Below are 18073 nucleotides of genomic sequence, written 5' to 3'. Positions count from 1 at the left end.
TAACGGGCACGGCAAAATCGAATTCCTCAGCCAATAGATGAGCTCAGTTCATTCATATGTCATTGCCGCCACTTGCGACCCTGCGGGCCTTTGAAGTCGCAGCCCGACATCAAAGTTTCAAGAATGCCGCCTCCGAGCTTGGAGTCACGCCAACCGCGATCAGCCATCAGGTGCGCCTTCTTGAAGAAACGCTGGCTGTTCAGTTGTTTGATCGCAAGCCACGGCAGGTGGTCCTGACCGATGTCGGGCAGGCGCTTTATCCGGTGTTGCGTGATGGCTTCGCATCCTTTGCCAAGGCGATTGACCAGGTGCGCAACCGTCCGGCATCTCGCAGTGTGACGGTGTCGGTTATTCCATCCTTTGCGGCAAAATGGCTGTTGCCACGCCTGCCACGGTTTCAGGCGGAGTATCCCGACATCCATCTGCGCCTTCATACCTCGCCAGAGGCGGTTGACCTTGCCGGTGGCGTTGCGGATGCGGCCATTCGTTATGGTGTCGGACCCTATCCGGGATTGGTGGCAAGCCCATTGTTTCGCGAACATTTTGTCCCGCTTTGCAGTCCTTCTTTGGGGCTGGAAAAACCAGAAGGCCTGCGCAAGACGACCTTGCTGCATTTCGACTGGCTGCGCCCCGATGATGCGACCCCGACCTGGCAAAGATGGGGGCAGGTGGCAGGCTTCTCAGAATGCTTGCCGGCTGCGGGGATAAGCTTTTCGGATGACAGTCACGCCATTCAGGCTGCCATTGCCGGGCAGGGTGTTGTCCTCGCCAGCCCTGAGATGGTGCGGGCCGAAATCGATGCCGGATTGCTGGTGATGCCATTTGGTCCGGAAATCAAAGGGCATTCTTATCACTATGTGCATACCGGCCGGGGCGATAACCGTCGCGAGGTCGAGGCATTCGGCGATTGGATCAAACGCGAAGTGGCATCATCCGGGCCGCTTGCCGGATCCTCGCGTGATTGAAGATTGACCTTGCGGGCTGCATCGGAAACCATGTGGCATCGTCAATCATTCTTGTGGATCGATCATGCCCCGCTTTGCCGCCAACCTTTCGTTCCTGTTTGCCGAACTGCCGTTTGAAAAACGGTTCGCCGCGGCCGCGGATGCGGGCTTTGTCGGGGTGGAATATATCGGCGCCTATGACATGCCGCTTTCCACGGTCAAATCGCTGCTTGATGACAATGGGTTGGAACAGGTTTTGTTCAACCTGCCTGCAGGCGATTGGGAAGCAGGCGACCGTGGTCTGGCCTGCCGTCCGGGGCGCGAGGATGCCTTTCGCGACTCTGTCGTGCAGGCGCTTGATTACGCAGCGGCCACCGATTGCAAGATGCTCCATTGCATGGCAGGCCTCATGGGCAAGGGCGAGGATTCCGGTGAACTTGCCCGGCTTTATTGCGACAATCTGCTTTATGCCGCCGATCTTGCCGATCAGGCCGGCGTCGATATCCTGATCGAGCCGATCAATCCGCTTGATATGCCGGGTTATTTGCTAAATTCCATCGAACAGGCTGCTGTGATCCTTGAACAGCTTGATCACCCGCGCCTGAAGCTGCAGTTCGATATCTATCATGCCCAGATTGTTGGCGGGAACATTGCCGCACGGCTGGACAAGCATATCGACAGCATCGCCCATGTGCAGGTCGCAGGCGCCCCGGGACGTCATGAACCCGACAGTGGGGAGCTTAATTACCCCTTCCTGTTCTATATGCTTGATCGCATCGGCTATGACGGCTGGATTGGCTGCGAATATAAACCACATGGCAAAACCGAAGACGGGCTTGGCTGGGTGCGCCCCTGGATGCCAAAGCCCGGCGCTTGATCGGTCTTTGGGTTAAAGCCTATTCAATCAGGATGGCCCGGAAATCATTGACGTTGGTCAGGGTCGGGCCGGTGACCAGCAAATCATCAATCTTGGCAAAGGCGCTATAGGCGTCATTGTTATTAAGGTACTCCCAAAGATCGACGCCGTCCTTTTGTGCGGTTTGCCAGCTTTTGGCATCAATGATGGCGCCGGCATTATCCTCGCTGCCATCAATGCCGTCAGTATCAATCGCAAGCGCGCTAAAGCCCGGTTGATCGCGCAACTGAAGCAGAAGAGACAGCAAAAATTCGCTGTTGCGTCCCCCACGGCCACCCTTGCCACGCACGGTAACAGTGGTTTCACCGCCCGAAAGCAACACGCACGGCTTTGCCGCCGGCTGGCCATGATTGGCAACCTGATGGGCGATGCCGGCATGAACAATGGCGACTTCGCGGGCTTCGCCTTCAATCGCATCGCCAAGGATCACGGTATTGAGCCCCATGTCGCGTGCAACTGATGCGGCGGCCTCAAGGCTATCCTGCGGGCGGGCCAGCATGATGGTTTCATGACCGTCAAAGCAGGGATCGTCGGGCTTGATCGTCTCATCCTTCTCGCTGCGCAGAAGGTCCTCGGCGGCCTTCGGGATGTCGATCTGATAATGACGAAGGATATCAAGCGCATCCTGCCCGGTGGAGGGATCAGACACCGTCGGGCCCGATGCAATAATCGCCGGATCATCGCCCGGCACGTCGGAAACCAGATAGGTCACCATGCGCGCAGGTGCAGAGGCCTTGGCAAGCCGACCGCCCTTGATCGCGGACAGGTGTTTGCGCACACAATTCATTTCTGAAATGGTCGCCCCACTGCGCAACAGCGCCTTGCTGATCGCCTGTTTGTCTTCAAGTGTCAGACCCGGACCGGGCAGGGCCAGAAGGGCTGATCCACCCCCGGAAATCATGCACACCACCAGATCATCGGGACCGGCACCCGAAACAATATCAAGGATCCGCTTGGCAGCCTTTTCCCCGGCGGCATCGGGGACCGGGTGGGATGCCTCGACAATCTCAATCTGATCACATTCGACCGCATGGCCATAGCGGGTCACGACCAGCCCTTCGACATCACCTTTCCAGGCTTTCTCAAACGCACGCGCCATATTGGCTGATGCCTTGCCAGCGCCAATGACGATGGTTTTGCCCTTGGGCGGTTCCGGCAGGTTGCGCGGGATCTGAACACCGGGGTCGGCGGCCTTTAATGCCGCATCCATCAAAGCCAGAAGTTTTTCGCGCGAAGTGGTCATGTCGGGTTTCCCTGATTGGATTTTGGCGGGGTTGATCCCGGCCTTGAATTTGGTTCGGGTGTTTAGGTCGCCTGCTTGTCCGATGCGGTTTTGAAGAAATCGATTACGGCTTGCAAGTGATCGGACATCGCCTTTTCCGCCGCATCCGGGTCGTGGGCAGCGATGGCTTCGATGATGTCGCGGTGGTGGTCCTGCACCATGCGATCAAAGGTCGGGCCGACCATGCCGTTGAAACGGATTTCGGTCAGGGCCGCCTGCAGCACGTCATGCAGCATTTTCATCACGTGATAATAAATGATCGATCCGGTCGCCCGGCCAATCATCATATGCAGGCGGTGGTCATCATCCGCACGATATTTCGCAGCCCGCCGTGGGTCATGTGCCTGGCGATAGGCCATGCGCAGAAGCTTGATATCCTCGTCACTGGCATTGATTGCAGCCCGGCGTGCCGCCCATGTTTCAAGCGTGCAGCGGATTTCCTGCAGATCGCGCAGATTGCTGATCGAATCGCGCACCAGATCGGTCATGGCGGTATCCATGTCGATCCCGGTCGATGACAGGATTTCGGTGCCGCCACCCTGAACTGCGCGCAAGTACCCACGGGTCTTGAGCTTTTGCAGGGCTGCGCGCACCGACACGCGGCTGACTGACATGCTTTCGGCAAGCTGGCGTTCACCGGGCAGGCGGTCTCCGGGCAGGAAAATGCCGTCTGAAATCTTTTCAAGGATCTGATCGGCAACCTGATCGGCGATCCTTTTCGGACGCTTGGTTTCCGGGTCGTCTTGTGCCTGAACCGGCTTGGCAGACGGCATGTTGGGTTGTCTCCAATCGTGTTTTTCTGTGCCAGAGCAATGATGTTAGTTGTCCTGCCCCTAAATGGTCATACCATTTTACGGGATGTTTGGGCGCTACGCAAAGTGTCGATATGCATCAGGCCTGCTTATTGCAGCGCAATCTTGTCTCGGTCGCGATAAATTGATAGTCCAACAGATGCCGGATGGCGCATGCGCAGCCCGTCCTTAAGCGCGCTGCTGCCCCGGTTGACCTGCCAATATCGATACTCAATACCAAAAGACCACCGAATTTCAGGAGAACACGCGTGCCGAACCAAGCTGGGACCCTTTTGGGCCATGATGATCCCGCCCCGTTTGAAGTCTTGAATGAAAACGGCAAGGGCCACTCGCTTTTTGTCTGCGATCATGCGTCCCGCGAAATCCCCAAAAGCCTAGGTACGCTCGGCCTGCCCGAGGAAGAGCGCAAGCGCCATATCGGCTGGGATATCGGCGCGCGCAAGGTGACTGAAATTCTGGTTGATCGTTTTGACTGCCCGGCGGTTCTGGGTGGGTTTTCGCGTCTTGTGATTGACTGCAACCGGCAGCTTTGGGACCCGACCGGAATGCCCGAAATTGCCGATCAGACCGTGGTGCCGGGCAACAAGAACGTCTCGCCCAGCGAACATATGCAGCGCATCCGCGAGATTTTCCTGCCCTATCACTGGGCGATCGAAGAACAGATTGCCACATTCCACGCCCATAAAATCGCCCCGGCCCTGATCGCCATTCACAGCTTCACCCCCGTATTTCAGGGTTTTGAACGCCCGTGGGAAATTGGTGTTTTGTGGGATCAGGATGATCGTATTCCGGTGCCGCTGCTTGAAACTCTGCGCGCGCAGAACCCGGATCTGACCATTGGCGACAATGAACCCTATTCCGGGCGTCATCTTGCTGATTACACCATCGATCATCACGGCGAGGCGGCTGGTCTTCCGTGTGTGTCGATTGAAATTCGTCAGGATCTGATTGATACTGACGCAGGATGTGAAAAATGGGCGAAGATCCTTGGGGATGCCTTCGTCGACATCCTTGCGGATCCGAACCTATACAAGATCAGGAGAGACTGATTTGGCTGGGGCCAACGCACGCGAACCGGGATTTTCCATCGGCATTGAAGAAGAATTCTGGCTCGTGGATCGCGAAACCCGCGATCTTGCCAAAGACCCGCCTGCCGAATTCCTCAAGGACGCCAAGGCAAAGCTTGGCGATCAGGTCTCAAGCGAATTCATGCGCTGTCAGGTCGAAACGGGCAGCAAGGTTTGCAACAGTGCGCTTGAAGCGCGCGAGCAGCTGATTGAAATGCGCAGCACCCTTTCCGAGGTGGCAGCGAAGTATGACATGGCGCTGCTCGCGGCCTCGACCCATCCCTTTGCCCAGTGGGACGATCAGAAACATACCGATGGCGAGCGCTACAACACCATCGCGCGCGATTTGCGCACGGTGGTGGATCGCTTATTGATTTGCGGCATGCATGTCCATATCGGGATCGAGGATGATGATCTGCGCATCGAACTGATGGCGCAGGCAAGTTACTTCCTGCCGCATCTTCTCGCACTTACCACCAGTTCACCTTTCTGGCGGGGCAGGGAGACCGGGCTTCAGACCTTCCGACTGTCTGTCTTTGATAACCTGCCGCGTACCGGCTTGCCTGAAGTGTTCGGTTCCTGGGCGGAATATCGCCGTCATGTCGATATGCTGATCAATGCTGGCGTGATCGAAGATGGCACCAAGCTTTGGTGGGATTTGCGCCCCTCTGATCGTTGGCCGACGCTTGAAATGCGCATTGCTGATGTCTGTACCGATCTTGAAGATGCTGTTTGCGTTGCGTCGATCACGCGATGTCTGATGCGTATGCTCTATCGTCTGCGGCGCAATAATCAGCGCTGGCGGATTTATGCCAACATGCTGGTGCGTGAAAACCGCTGGCGGGCGTGCCGTTATGGCAGCGATCCGGGCGAGAAGGCCGGTCTGATTGATTTTGGTCGCGGCGAAATCGTGCCCTATGCCGATCTGCTCGAAGAAATCCTTGAACTCATCCGGCCTGACGCCGAATTCTTTGGCTGTGTCGATGAAGTCGAACATGCACGCACCATCATTAAACGCGGCACCAGTGCCCGTCGACAGCGCGAAATCTATGATGCGGCAATCGAGTTGGGTGCCTCGCCAAAGGACGCATTGGTTGCCGTTGCCGATGTGCTGATTGAACGCACCGACCCGCACGCAAGATCGGACACCTAACGGGCTTGTCAGCGAGGGATGCATTGAGTATCGTCGCGCCGAAACGGGTTTGGGCCCTTTGAAATTCCGCGCATCGGATATCCGCTGTGCAATCCATCATCGGAGAAGAATTGATGACCGAAGTCGGTGGTATCGCAGCCGATCAGCTTGCGAGTTATGTCGAGCGTATCGAACGCCTTGAAGAAGAAAAAGCCAACCTGATGGCTGATATCAAGGAAGTCTACGGCGAAGCCAAGGCGCTTGGCTATGACGTGAAAATCCTGCGCCAGATCATTCGTCTGCGCAAAATGGAAGACCACGAACGCACCGAACAGGAAGAAATCCTGGAAGTCTACAAACGTGCGCTGGGCATGAGCTGACAGCACCCTGTCAGCAGACTGGACGTGAATACCAAAAGCCCGCTTTGATGCGGGCTTTTGCTTTTGTAAGTTTGGCCCATGACAAACGCATCCCGCCCTGAAATCACATCCGAGGTCACCGAAGGTGTCTGTCGGCTTTTATATCATCATCAGATTGCCTGTCTGACGGAGCTTCGTCTGGGTAATGGCCGCAGGCTTGATGTGCTTGCCCTTGGGCCAAAAGGCGAGCTATGGGCGGTAGAAGTCAAATCATCGGTCGAGGATTTCCGGGTTGATCAGAAATGGCAAAGCTATCTCGATTACTGCGACCGGTTCTTCTTTGCTGTGCCGATGCACTTTCCCAAGGACCTGATCCCCGAAGATGTCGGGCTGATCGTCGCAGACCGGTTCGAAGCCGCTATCATCCGTCCAAGTCCCGAAAATAAGCTTTCCGCGGCGCGTCGAAAGAAGCTTCTGATTTCGTTTGGGCAGCCCGCCGCAGCCCGCCTGCGCGGGGATGGCAAGGACCCAATCTTCGTTTCCTGACAGCACGGTATAGGAAAAGGCCCCGGAATTTCCGGGGCCTTTGATGTTAGAGGTACGCGGGATTATTCCGCCGCCTTAAGGTGTTCGGGCGGGTTGCGGAACTGTTCAAGCAGTTCGGCTTCGCGTGCCTTGGCCTTTTCGATGTGTTCTTCCTTGACGTGGCCGTAACCGCGAATGTGTTCGGGCAGGGCGAGCAACGCTTTGGCGATGCGGGCATTGTCGTGGGTGAGCCCGTCAATCACTTCGGTCACCAGTTTTTCGTAATCGGTGATCAACTGGCGTTCGATCTGGCGTTCCGGGTTGCGGCCAAACGGATCAAGCTTGGTGCCGCGCAGGAACTTCATCTTTGCCAGCACCCGGAAGGCCGACATCATCCACGGACCATAGACCGATTTCTGCGGTTTGCCGGTTTCCGGATCGGCATTGGCCAGTGACGGCGGTGCCAGATGGAAGTTGATCTTGTAATCACCCGTAAATGTCTGGGTGACCTTTTTGATGAAGGCCGGGTCGGTATAAAGACGTGCGACTTCATACTCGTCCTTATAGGCCAGCAGTTTAAAGTAATATTTCGCAACTGACCGGGCCAGATCATCCGCGTCACCAAGGCGTTTTTCTGCCGTTGCGACCTTATCGACAAGGGCGCTAAAGCGATCGGCATAGGCCGCGTTCTGATAATCGGTCAGGAACGCACGGCGTTTGGCGATGATGTCGGAAAGCTCGGTCGCGATCGGATGGGCTTCGGCCTCGTTCGGGCCGACGACGTCAATCACGCGGTTGCGCTCATGGGCATACAGGCGTCCCCAATGGAAGGACTGCTTGTTCATGTCAATCGACACGCCATTAAGCTCAATTGCCTGCATCAGCGCTTCTTCACTGATCGGGATCAGGCCGCGCTGCCAGGCAACACCTAGCATGAACAGGTTGGTCGCAATCGAATTGCCCATCAGACGGGTGGCAATGTCGCTGCCTTCGACAAAATGGACACCATCGGCACCACAGGCATCATTGATGACCTTCATGTGCTCGTTGGTTTTAAGCTCGAAGTCCGGGTTATGGGTAAAGGCGCCGGTGACGGTTTCATGTGTATTGATCACCGCCTGGGTAAAGTTGCGGCGCATCTTGGCAAGCCCTTCGTAGCTTGCCGCGACCAGAAGGTCACAGCCCAGAACCACATTGGCTTCGCCGGCCGGAATGCGCGCGGCATGCAGCTTGTTCTGATCATTGGCAAAGCGGATATGGCTGACGACAGCCCCGCCTTTCTGGGCAAGGCCCGCCATATCAAGACCGACAATGCCCTTGCCCTCAATGTGGGCGGCCATGCCAAGCAACGCGCCAATGGTGACAACACCCGTGCCGCCAACACCGGTGATCAGGACCGACCAAGGATCATCAATCGCGGGCAGGGTCGGGCGCGGCAGGCTGGCAAACACGGCGTCCGTGCCGGTGTCACCCTTGGCTGCTGCATCGGGTTTGCGAAGTTCGCCACCTTCGATGGTGACAAAGCTCGGGCAGAAGCCCTTAAGGCACGAGAAATCCTTGTTGCACGCTGACTGATCGATCGCGCGTTTGCGGCCAAATTCGGTTTCGACCGGCACAACGGCAAGGCAGTTGGATTGTTCACCACAATCACCACAGCCTTCACAGACCAGATCATTGATGAATACACGCTTGGGCGGATCAACCATCAGCTTGCGCTTGCGACGGCGGCGTTTTTCCGCGGCACAGGTCTGATCAAAGATCAGGATCGAAACACCTTCGATCTGGCGCAGTTCCGTTTGGGTGTCATCAAGCGTATCGCGATGGCGGATATCAACCCCCGGCGCAAATTCCGATCCCATCGGATATTTATCGGGCTCGTCGGACAAAACGATGATGCGTTTGGCGCCTTCGTCATACATCTGGCGCGTGATCTGCGGCACGGTCAGCGGGCCATCAACCGGCTGTCCGCCGGTCATGGCAACCGCATCGTTGAACAGGATCTTATAGGTGATGTTCACACCCGATGCGACGGCGGCACGCACCGCAAGCGATCCTGAATGGTAATAGGTGCCGTCGCCCAGGTTCTGGAAGACGTGCTTGGTCTCGGTAAACGGCGCCTGACCGATCCAGGTCGCACCTTCGCCGCCCATATGGGTGAATGTCTCGGTCGAGCGATCCATCCAGTTGACCATATAATGACAGCCAATCCCGGCCATCGCACGGCTGCCATCAGGCACCTTGGTCGAACTGTTATGCGGGCAACCCGGGCAGAACCACGGAATACGGGCCACATCCGGGCGCGGTTCGGCGATTTCGCGTTCCTTTTCGGCCAGCCAGTCAATGCGTTCATGAATGGCGGGGCTGTCATAGAACCGCTTGATGCGCTCGGCCAAAACCACGGCAACACGGGCCGGGGTCAGCTCATCCATGGATGGCAGGATCCATTCGCCTTTTTCATCGAACTTGCCGATCACGGTCGGGCGGACATCTTCGCGCCAGTTATAAAGCTGCTCCTTGACCTGGTTTTCCATCACCGCGCGCTTTTCCTCAACCACGATGATTTCTTCCAGCCCCATGGCGAATTCGCGCACGTCATCCCGGTTGAGCGGCCAACTCATCCCGACCTTAAGCACGCGAATGCCGATCTTGGCGGCGTCTTCTTCGGAAATGCCAAGGTCATCGAAGGCCTGCATGACATCGAGATACGCCTTGCCGGTGGTAATGATGCCAAGCCGCGCATTCGGGCTGTCGATCACGGTTTTATTAAGCTTGTTCGCCCGCGCATATGCCAGTGCGGCATAAAGCTTGTATTTCATCAGGCGATGTTCCTGCTCCTTGGGCGTATCGGGCCAGCGGATATGCAGGCCGCCCTCGGGCATGTCGAAATCGGTCGGGATGACAGGAACGATACGATCCGGTGCGACATCGGCTGCGGCCGAGCTTTCAACCGTTTCGGCAATGGTTTTCATCGCCACCCAGCACCCGGAATAGCGGCTCATCGCCCAGCCATGCAGACCGTAATCAAGAATATCCTGCACACCCGACGGGTTCAGGACCGGGATCTGCGCATCGATAAAGGCATACTCAGTTTGATGGGGCAGGGTCGATGATTTGCAGGAATGGTCATCACCCGCCAAAACCAGAACCCCACCATGTTTGGACGTGCCGGCATGGTTGGCATGCTTGAACACGTCACCGGACCGGTCAACCCCCGGACCCTTGCCGTACCACATGCCAAAGACGCCATCATATTTGGCATCCTTGTACATATTGACCTGCTGGCTGCCCCAGACGACGGTGGCGGCAAGGTCTTCATTGACCCCGGCCTGGAATTCGATCTGCTGTTTGGTCAGGAATTTCTTCGCCCGCCAAAGCTGCTGATCAAGTCCGCCCAGTGGCGATCCACGGTAACCGGAAATGCAGCCGGCGGTATTAAGGCCCGCGCGCGCATCAAGCTGGCGCTGCATCAGGGGCAGGCGCACCAGCGCCTGAATGCCTGTAAGGTAAACCCGGCCTTCCTCAAGCGTATATTTATCGTCGAGTTGAACTGCCGCCAATTGTTGTGCCATGACCGGTCTCCCTCGGATCTCTCTGATATGCGGGGTCATTTCGGGCCCTATGCACTGCTTTTATTGATATGGGTGTTGGCGCAGTGTTTCGGTATGACCTGTAAATTATCTGTCAGGTTGGGATTGCGGGACCCATGCCTGATCCTGAAATGGTAATAAATACTGACCTTTTTTCAAAACGAACTCGCATTGCACTATGCAAAACGCCTGATTGCATCTGTTGACGTAAGGGCAACTTATTATTTACTTATTCCGGTACCGATTTGCGCGCAATAAAATTGCGCTTCTGTTGCGATGCGAAATTGCAAGATGGGCCGAGTCCATGCTCGGCGTGGGTAGTGCGCTATGTTAATCTCGTGCTGGTTGGCGTGTGTGCCGCAATATGGTCTCAGGGGATATAAAAGTGAAAAACTACGATTACTTGAGCTTGAGCGTAATTCGTTGGGAAACGATGACTAGCGTGCGTTCCGATAACATCGTCGATAGCTATAAAAGAATGTCCTTATCTGAGGAGGAGCATCGGAGAATTGTTGGAGATATGAGAGAAAGGTTGTCCACGTTGGAAACAAGATCTTTCTGGTTTATGAATTTTAGTTTTATGTTGAATATTTTTCTTTTCGTTGGTTTGTATTTTCCTGAGAAGGATATTTCTATTTTGGAAATTTCCTCTAAAAACTTGGCATCTGTAAAGGAAGTATCGGTTTTTGTAGCTTATTCTGTTTTAGTTGCCTCATCTTTTCTATCTATGAATACTGGTATTTTGATTAATGCTTTAAGGAAAATGTATATTTGGGATAGAGGAGAGGAGGAATCAAGAGTTGTTGAGGGTTTGGTTCCTGGAAATATGTTTGGAGTTGACCGAACTCCAGGTTTTTTTAGGGGGCAACTTTTCTTGGTGTCCCCAGTTTCAGTAATATTCCCATTTATGGGTATATTTTTAATATTATTTGTTGTTTTTTACATTGGAATTTATTTATTTTCTCAAATATATATTATTTTTAATATAATAAAATACCCTTCTATTGATGGGGTTTTTAATTACGTTGTTATTGTGTATGCGATTTGCTGTACCTTGTGCTTTGTTGCTATGGTCGTTTTGCAAAAAGTTCCTCTACCTTATATTCAGTACTACAATAATTTTTATGATTATGTAGAGAATATTGGAGGGAAGGTTTTTGAGGATTACTGTTGTTCGTCGGTTTTGTGGAGGGAGAGGCCTAAATTTAGAAAGTTTCTATTGTTATCATTTTTGATGTTTAGTGTGTGTTCTGGTGCAATTTTATATGTATTGGGCATTTCGGGTAACTTGGAATACTTTTACGTCGGAGCTATAATTTTTGGCGTATTTGTATTCTCTTACATCGTGGCTAAAGTGGCATGGAATTTGAGATTGAGAAAATTCATTTCTGATAATGCCCATTCGTTGGATAGTTTTGACGCCAAGCATTTTGCAGAATGGAAATTGCAAGAGAAACACAAGGTGCCTGAGTAAGGCTATCTTTCTTGAAAGGGTGCAAGGTTGGATCAACGTGTTTCGCTGATTACTCTGGGTGTTGCGGATCTGGATCGGTCCCGTCGGTTTTATGAAGACGGGCTGGGCTGGCAAATGACCGAAATGGTCGAAGGGCAGGTGGTGTTTTACCAGCTCTCCAACGGACTTGCTCTTGGCCTGTTCGGGCGCGATGCGCTTAAGGAAGATGGCAAGTTCGATGATGATACCGGTGCAAGCTTCGCCGGGCTGACATTGGCCTATAATGCGCGCAGCGAAGAAGAAGTCGATCAGGTCATGGCAGAGGCCAAAAAGGCCGGGGCCAAAATCCAGAAGCCGGCCGAAAAGGTTTTCTGGGGTGGCTATTCCGGCTATTTCCGTGATCCCGATGGTCATGCCTGGGAAGTGGCGTTTAATCCGTTCTGGGAAATTGACGAGGCAGGTAATCTTCGCCTTCCACCGCCAAAAGCCGAGTAGGGCGCATCCCCCTAAGAATTCATACACGGGCAGCAAATTGCTGCCCGTTTTTATATGTTTGTCGTGTGGTAAGGCGGGGGCTGCATTTTCGGAAATATTCCAAAGTACAGTTGCATCCGGGATAATTTCCTTTTACATCGAATGTGATGTAGTTTTAGTCAATGCTTTCAAGGGGGATAAGGTTTTGAGTTGGATCGACCAGTTTCCGGGTCTGTCACGTTTGCCCGATGGCATCCGATCCTACCTTGTTGGTGAAAGCAAGATCGTCACTGTTCCGGCCAACACGGTTATTTTCGGGCCGGGCAAGTCGCCAGAAAACCTGTTGCTGTTGCTCGATGGCACCGTTCGTGTGCAACAGACATCCGATACGGGTCGTGAAATTGTGCTCTATCGTGTCCATGCCGGGGAAAGCTGCGTTCTGACCACGGCCTGCCTGCTGGCCTATGAGGATTACTCTGCCGAAGGCATTGCCGAAACCGAAACGCGTGCGGTGGCAATCCCGCGCAAGGTGTTTGACAAGCTTGTCTCGGACTCGATCGAGTTTCGCCAGTTTGTCTTTACCGCCTATTCTAAACGCATCACCGACCTGTTCATGGTGATCGAGGAAATCGCCTTCCAGAAGCTTGATATCCGGCTCGCGCACAAGCTGATCGAGCTGGCCGGTGGCGAGGAAACGGTTGCCGCAACCCATCAGAAACTGGCTGTTGAGCTGGGCACCGCGCGTGAAGTGATTTCGCGTCAGCTGCAGGAATTCCAGCGCCGTGGCTGGATCGAACAGTCGCGCGGCACCATCCGCCTGATTGAACGTGCACCGCTGGAAAAGCTGGCGCAAAGCTAGAAAATCGCTGCCGTTCAGGCGGTTCTACGACTTTAGAATTATTAAGTGTTGATATTGCGATGTTTGGTGACTTCGTCACTGAAGCGCAAATCGCGAATTCCTAAAATAAAGAGAATAGCCAGATGTTTTGCCCGCAAACCTGTGGGTAACGGACATCTCGAACCCATCCGATGCATGCCGTGGATAAGGCGGCCCGGAGACAGTTGTTTAGGAGGAATCCATGTCTGCATACCCGGTAAACATGTCCGTAAAACCCGAAGTTACGGCCTTTTTTGACGAAGATACCAACACGATCAGCTATGTGGTCAAGGACCCCGAAAGCAACGCCTGCGCAATTGTCGATTCCGTGATGGATATCGATTATGCGGCGGGTCGCATCACCTTTACCCATGCCGATAACATGATCGCATTCGTGAAGGATAACGGCCTTAAGCTGGAATGGATCATTGAGACCCATGTCCATGCCGACCACCTGTCTGCCGCCCCCTATATCCAGCAGGAACTGGGTGGCAAGCTTGGCATCGGCAGCAAGATCACCGTTGTTCAGGATACCTTTGGCAAGGTGTTTAACGAAGGCACCGAATTCCAGCGTGACGGCAGCCAGTTTGATCGCCTGTTTGAAGATGGCGACACCTATCAGGTCGGCTCCATGACCTGCTTTGCCATCTATACCCCGGGTCATACCCCGGCCTGCATGGTGCATGTCATGGGTGACGCGGCCTTTGTTGGCGATACCTTGTTCATGCCTGATGGTGGTTCGGCCCGTGCCGATTTCCCGGGCGGTGATGCCGGTACCCTTTATGACAGCATCCAGAAGCTCCTCGCCCTGCCAGATGATATGCGTCTGTTCATGTGCCACGACTACGGCCCCAATGGCCGTGACATCAAGTGGGAAACCACTGTTGGCGAGGAAAAGCAGCACAACATTCATGTTGGCGAAGGCAAAACCCGCGAAGACTTCATCAAGTTCCGCACCGAACGTGATGCCCAGCTTGATATGCCGCGTCTGATTATCCCGTCGCTTCAGGTCAATATGCGCGCCGGTCAGGTGCCGACCGATAGCAGCGGCAAGAAAATGCTGAAAGTCCCGGTCAACGGGCTCTGATCAACACTCAGGTGAGGAAAAGCCATGGAAACCAAAACAATAAGTAACGGGTTCTCCGTCAGTCCGCAGATCGTTGCAGACGATGTCAAGGAAATCGCCAAGCTCGGCTTCCGCTCCATCGTCTGTAACCGTCCGGACGGCGAGGGCGCCGATCAACCAACCTTTGAAGAGATTTCAAACGCGGCAAAGGAAGCCGGGCTTGAAATCCGCTACCAACCGATTGTTTCGGGCAAGGTCAGCGATGACGACGCCCGTGACTTCGGCCGCCTGTTTGACGAGTTGCCCAAGCCGGTCTTTGCCTATTGCCGCACAGGCACGCGTTCGACAACGCTTTGGTCGCTGAGCCAGGCGGGGCATCTTGATACCAGCGAAATCCTTCGCGCCACCAAGGCCGCCGGTTATGACATGGGCGGTGTTGTCCGCCGTATTGTCAATGGCGGCAAAACGCCCACCGATCAGGGCGATGCGAAATATGACGTCGTAATCATCGGCGGCGGTGCTGCCGGTATTTCGGTGGCATCGAGCCTGCAGGCTCGTCGTTCGGGCCTTGAGATCGCGGTCATTGATCCGGCCGATATTCACTATTATCAGCCGGGCTGGACCATGGTCGGTGGTGGCGTGTTTGAAGCCAGCACCACGGCCCAGACCATGGGATCGCTGATCCCCAAGGGCGTGCACTGGATCAAGGCAGCTGTGGCCGCGTTTGAGCCGCAAGACGACGCCGTCATTCTTGATGGCTGCCGGGTGGTTAAATATGACCGTCTGATCGTCTGCCCGGGACTTAAGCTCGACTGGAACCGGGTTGATGGTCTGGTTGAAACGCTGGGCCGCAATGGTGTGACCTCGAACTATCGCTATGACCTCGCACCCTACACCTGGGAACTGGTTTCCTCGATGCGCGAAGGCAAGGCGATCTTTACCCAGCCGCCAATGCCGATCAAATGCGCCGGTGCCCCGCAAAAGGCGATGTATCTGTCGGCCGATCACTGGAACGGCAATGGTGTTCTCAAGAACATCGACATTGATTTCTGTAATGCCGGTGGCGTGCTGTTTGGCGTTAAGGACTACGTCCCGGCCCTTGAAAGCTATGTGAAGAAATACGATGCCCATCTGAACTTCTTCCACAATCTGGTTGCGATTGATGGTCAGGCGAAAAAGGCCTGGTTCGATGTTGCCAAACCCGAAACCAAGGTCGAACGCATCGAGAAGTCCTTTGACATGATCCATGTCTGCCCGCCGCAGGTGGCACCGGACTTCATTCGTGTTTCTCCGCTGGCAGATGCTGCTGGCTGGGTCGATGTCGATCAGGCGACCCTTCGTCACAAGTCGTTTACCAATATCTGGTCGCTTGGCGATGTGATGAATGCACCCAATGCCAAAACGGCTGCGGCTGCCCGCAAACAGGCGCCGGTGGTTGCCGAAAACGTTGTGGCCGATATCGATGGCAAATCCCCGGTCGCGCAGTATGACGGCTATGGATCCTGCCCGCTCACGGTGGAGCGCGGTCGCATTGTTCTGGCCGAATTCGGTTATGGCGGAACGCTTTTGCCGTCCTTCCCGAAATGGCTGATCGATGGCACCAAGCCGTCCCACCTTGCCTGGTTGCTTAAGGAAAAGCTGCTGCCGCCGATTTACTGGAAGGCGATGCTGCGCGGCAAGGAATGGCTGGCCAAGCCTGAAAAGGTTACCAGCAACTAAAACACCCTTCGTCCAAGGCAGCGTTCGCGTTGCCTTGGACCCACTCTGATCTAAGAGATCGACGAATGCGCCTTAACATGCTCCGCAAATATGTCCCGATCTTTGACTGGGGACAGACCTATGACAGGACGGCTTTTGGCAATGACATGATTGCAGCCGTGATCGTGACGATCATGCTGATCCCGCAATCGCTTGCCTATGCGCTGCTGGCTGGTCTGCCGCCCGAGGCCGGGCTATATGCCTCCATCGCGCCGATCATTCTCTATGCCATCTTTGGCACCAGCCGCGCACTTGCGGTCGGGCCGGTGGCGGTTGTTTCCCTGATGACGGCAGCCGCCGTTGGCAATATTGCCGAGGCAGGGACGATGGGCTATGCCCTTGCTGCCTTGACGCTTGCCGCTCTGTCCGGGGCGATCCTGCTTGCGATGGGTGTGTTCAAGCTGGGCTTTTTGGCCAACTTCCTCTCGCACCCCGTGATTGCCGGTTTCATTACCGCATCGGGCATGATCATTGCCGCCAGTCAGCTCAAACATATTCTTGGTGTTGATGCCGGTGGGCATAACCTTTGGGAAATTGTTACCTCGCTGATTGCCCATATTCCCGAAACCAATCAGACGACGCTTATCATTGGTATTTGTGCCACGGGCTTCCTGTTCTGGGTGCGGAAGGGGCTTAAACCCGCCTTGCGCAAGCTGGGCCTTGGCGCACGTTCGGCTGATGTCCTGACCAAGGCTGGGCCGGTCTTTGCTGTTTTCGCCACCACGGCGGCGACCTGGTATCTCGGCCTGGCCGATAAGGGTGTGAAGATCGTCGGGGATGTGCCGCAAAGCCTGCCGCCGCTGACCATGCCGGATTTCAGCCCGGGCCTTGTGACCGACCTTCTGGTGCCAGCCATCCTGATTTCCGTGATCGGCTTTGTTGAATCAATCTCGGTCGCGCAGACGCTTGCGGCCAAACGCCGTCAGCGCATCAACCCCGATCAGGAACTGATTGGTCTGGGCGCTGCCAATATCGGTGCGGCTTTCACGGGCGGTTATCCGGTTACGGGTGGTTTTGCCCGCTCGGTCGTGAACTTTGATGCCGGTGCACAAACGCCGGCGGCCGGCGCCTTTACCGCAGTTGGTTTGGCGATTGCGGCGGTGGCACTGACCCCGCTGGTCTATTTCCTGCCAAAGGCGACGCTTGCGGCGACCATCATTGTTGCCGTGCTGTCGCTGGTCGATTTCTCAATCCTGAAAACCAGCTGGCAATATTCCAAGGCCGACTTCATTGCGGTTCTGGCTACCATCCTTCTGACCCTTGGTCTTGGGGTTGAGGTCGGGGTGACGGCCGGTGTGGTGCTTTCGGTCGGGCTGTTTTTGTATAAAACCTCGCGCCCGCATATTGCCGAGGTCGGCCTGGTTCCCGATACCCAGCATTTCCGTAACGTGCTGCGTCATAAGGTGATTACGCATCCCTCAGTCCTGACCATCCGGATTGATGAAAGCCTTTATTTCGCCAATGCCCGCTATCTTGAGGATTACCTCTATGATCGGGTGGTGGCGTGCAAGAACCTCAAACATGTGGTTCTGATGTGCTCGGCCGTGAATGAAATTGATCTAAGCGCCCTTGAATCGCTCGAGGCCATCAATCACCGGCTTGAGGAAATGGGCATTTCCCTTCACATGTCCGAGGTCAAAGGACCGGTCATGGACCGCCTGAAGAAAACCCATTTCCTTGATGAACTGACCGGGGACGTCTTCCTGTCACAGTTCGAGGCTATCTCAAAACTGACAGACGGGAAGGGGGCGGAAGCACCCCCAAGTTCCGAACCAAAGGTCAAACTGGTCTAGGACTGAAGAACGAAAATCGGGCTGAAAA

15 protein-coding genes are annotated in these 18073 nt (G+C 54.9%); 12 read left to right on the top strand and 3 right to left on the bottom strand.

The annotated features are described in order from the left end of the window. Positions 1–56 precede the first annotated feature (56 nt). Together gcvA and otnI are read left to right on the top strand one after the other, a co-directional pair. Complete coding sequence (gcvA, locus tag CMO10_RS03080; RefSeq protein ID WP_297018818.1) at positions 57–965, top strand: transcriptional regulator GcvA; 909 nt, start codon at positions 57–59, stop codon at positions 963–965. A gap of 64 nt (positions 966–1029) precedes the next feature. Continuing rightward, on the top strand, positions 1030–1821 hold the full coding sequence (gene otnI, locus CMO10_RS03075; RefSeq protein ID WP_297018817.1) for a 2-oxo-tetronate isomerase: 792 nt from the start codon (positions 1030–1032) through the stop codon (positions 1819–1821). A 19-nt stretch (positions 1822–1840) separates the two neighbouring features. Here the strand turns inward: otnI and CMO10_RS03070 are convergent, their stop codons facing one another. Both CMO10_RS03070 and CMO10_RS03065 read right to left on the bottom strand, forming a co-directional pair. Next, positions 1841–3103: a glycerate kinase type-2 family protein gene (locus CMO10_RS03070; RefSeq protein ID WP_297018816.1), complete on the bottom strand. Its 1263-nt coding sequence runs from the start codon at positions 3101–3103 to the stop codon at positions 1841–1843. Positions 3104–3165: 62 nt separating this feature from the next. Then, positions 3166–3915, bottom strand: a complete 750-nt coding sequence (locus CMO10_RS03065) for a FadR/GntR family transcriptional regulator (RefSeq protein ID WP_044828545.1) — start codon at positions 3913–3915, stop codon at positions 3166–3168. Positions 3916–4202: 287 nt separating this feature from the next. On the opposite strand from CMO10_RS03065, the gene CMO10_RS03060 reads away from it, so the two are divergent. The 4 genes from CMO10_RS03060 (at position 4203) to CMO10_RS03045 (ending at position 7058) form a co-directional block, all read left to right on the top strand. Beyond that, positions 4203–5003 (top strand): N-formylglutamate amidohydrolase, encoded by an 801-nt coding sequence (locus CMO10_RS03060; RefSeq protein WP_297018815.1) that lies wholly within the window; start codon positions 4203–4205, stop codon positions 5001–5003. A gap of 1 nt (position 5004) precedes the next feature. After that, on the top strand, positions 5005–6174 hold the full coding sequence (locus CMO10_RS03055; protein ID WP_297018814.1) for a carboxylate-amine ligase: 1170 nt from the start codon (positions 5005–5007) through the stop codon (positions 6172–6174). 113 nt (positions 6175–6287) lie between these two features. Then, positions 6288–6533, top strand: a complete 246-nt coding sequence (locus CMO10_RS03050) for a DUF2312 domain-containing protein (RefSeq protein WP_007090950.1) — start codon at positions 6288–6290, stop codon at positions 6531–6533. 78 nt (positions 6534–6611) lie between these two features. Further along, positions 6612–7058 (top strand): MmcB family DNA repair protein, encoded by a 447-nt coding sequence (locus CMO10_RS03045; RefSeq protein WP_297018813.1) that lies wholly within the window; start codon positions 6612–6614, stop codon positions 7056–7058. 62 nt (positions 7059–7120) lie between these two features. Here CMO10_RS03045 and CMO10_RS03040 read toward each other — a convergent pair whose 3' ends face one another. Further along, positions 7121–10606: an indolepyruvate ferredoxin oxidoreductase family protein gene (locus CMO10_RS03040; RefSeq protein WP_297018812.1), complete on the bottom strand. Its 3486-nt coding sequence runs from the start codon at positions 10604–10606 to the stop codon at positions 7121–7123. A 403-nt stretch (positions 10607–11009) separates the two neighbouring features. On the opposite strand from CMO10_RS03040, the gene CMO10_RS03035 reads away from it, so the two are divergent. From CMO10_RS03035 to CMO10_RS03010, 6 genes are all read left to right on the top strand, one after another. After that, positions 11010–12098 carry a hypothetical protein gene (locus tag CMO10_RS03035; protein ID WP_297018811.1) on the top strand — a complete coding sequence of 363 codons (1089 nt, stop codon included), beginning with the start codon at positions 11010–11012 and terminating at the stop codon, positions 12096–12098. 27 nt (positions 12099–12125) lie between these two features. Next, positions 12126–12572, top strand: coding sequence for a VOC family protein (locus CMO10_RS03030; RefSeq protein WP_297018810.1), 447 nt, complete (start codon positions 12126–12128; stop codon positions 12570–12572). Between the two features lie 184 nt (positions 12573–12756). Continuing rightward, positions 12757–13410, top strand: coding sequence for a Crp/Fnr family transcriptional regulator (locus CMO10_RS03025; protein WP_297018809.1), 654 nt, complete (start codon positions 12757–12759; stop codon positions 13408–13410). A 220-nt stretch (positions 13411–13630) separates the two neighbouring features. After that, entirely contained in the window at positions 13631–14515 is an 885-nt protein-coding gene (locus CMO10_RS03020) for an MBL fold metallo-hydrolase (RefSeq protein ID WP_297018808.1), read from the top strand. Positions 14516–14539: 24 nt separating this feature from the next. After that, positions 14540–16213, top strand: a complete 1674-nt coding sequence (locus tag CMO10_RS03015; protein ID WP_297018807.1) for a bifunctional protein tyrosine phosphatase family protein/NAD(P)/FAD-dependent oxidoreductase — start codon at positions 14540–14542, stop codon at positions 16211–16213. A gap of 65 nt (positions 16214–16278) precedes the next feature. Next, on the top strand, positions 16279–18045 hold the full coding sequence (locus CMO10_RS03010) for a SulP family inorganic anion transporter (RefSeq protein WP_297018806.1): 1767 nt from the start codon (positions 16279–16281) through the stop codon (positions 18043–18045). Positions 18046–18073: the final 28 nt, after the last annotated feature.

The sequence above is a fragment of the Thalassospira sp. genome, assembly GCF_002709775.1.
Taxonomy (GTDB): Bacteria; Pseudomonadota; Alphaproteobacteria; order Rhodospirillales; family Thalassospiraceae; genus Thalassospira.
The sequence above is the reverse complement of the archived record's forward strand: the minus strand, read 5'-3'. Positions and strand labels throughout refer to the sequence as shown.

Bases quoted from the DNA above. Each gene is read 5' to 3' on its own strand.
- gcvA (WP_297018818.1), top strand. From the start codon at position 57: ATGTCATTGCCGCCACTTGCGACCCTGCGGGCCTTTGAAGTCGCAGCC.
- otnI (WP_297018817.1), top strand. From the start codon at position 1,030: ATGCCCCGCTTTGCCGCCAACCTTTCGTTCCTGTTTGCCGAACTGCCG.
- CMO10_RS03070 (WP_297018816.1), bottom strand. From the start codon at position 3,103: ATGACCACTTCGCGCGAAAAACTTCTGGCTTTGATGGATGCGGCATTA.
- CMO10_RS03065 (WP_044828545.1), bottom strand. From the start codon at position 3,915: ATGCCGTCTGCCAAGCCGGTTCAGGCACAAGACGACCCGGAAACCAAG.
- CMO10_RS03050 (WP_007090950.1), top strand. From the start codon at position 6,288: ATGACCGAAGTCGGTGGTATCGCAGCCGATCAGCTTGCGAGTTATGTC.
- CMO10_RS03045 (WP_297018813.1), top strand. From the start codon at position 6,612: ATGACAAACGCATCCCGCCCTGAAATCACATCCGAGGTCACCGAAGGT.
- CMO10_RS03040 (WP_297018812.1), bottom strand. From the start codon at position 10,606: ATGGCACAACAATTGGCGGCAGTTCAACTCGACGATAAATATACGCTT.
- CMO10_RS03020 (WP_297018808.1), top strand. From the start codon at position 13,631: ATGTCTGCATACCCGGTAAACATGTCCGTAAAACCCGAAGTTACGGCC.
- CMO10_RS03015 (WP_297018807.1), top strand. From the start codon at position 14,540: ATGGAAACCAAAACAATAAGTAACGGGTTCTCCGTCAGTCCGCAGATC.
- CMO10_RS03010 (WP_297018806.1), top strand. From the start codon at position 16,279: ATGCGCCTTAACATGCTCCGCAAATATGTCCCGATCTTTGACTGGGGA.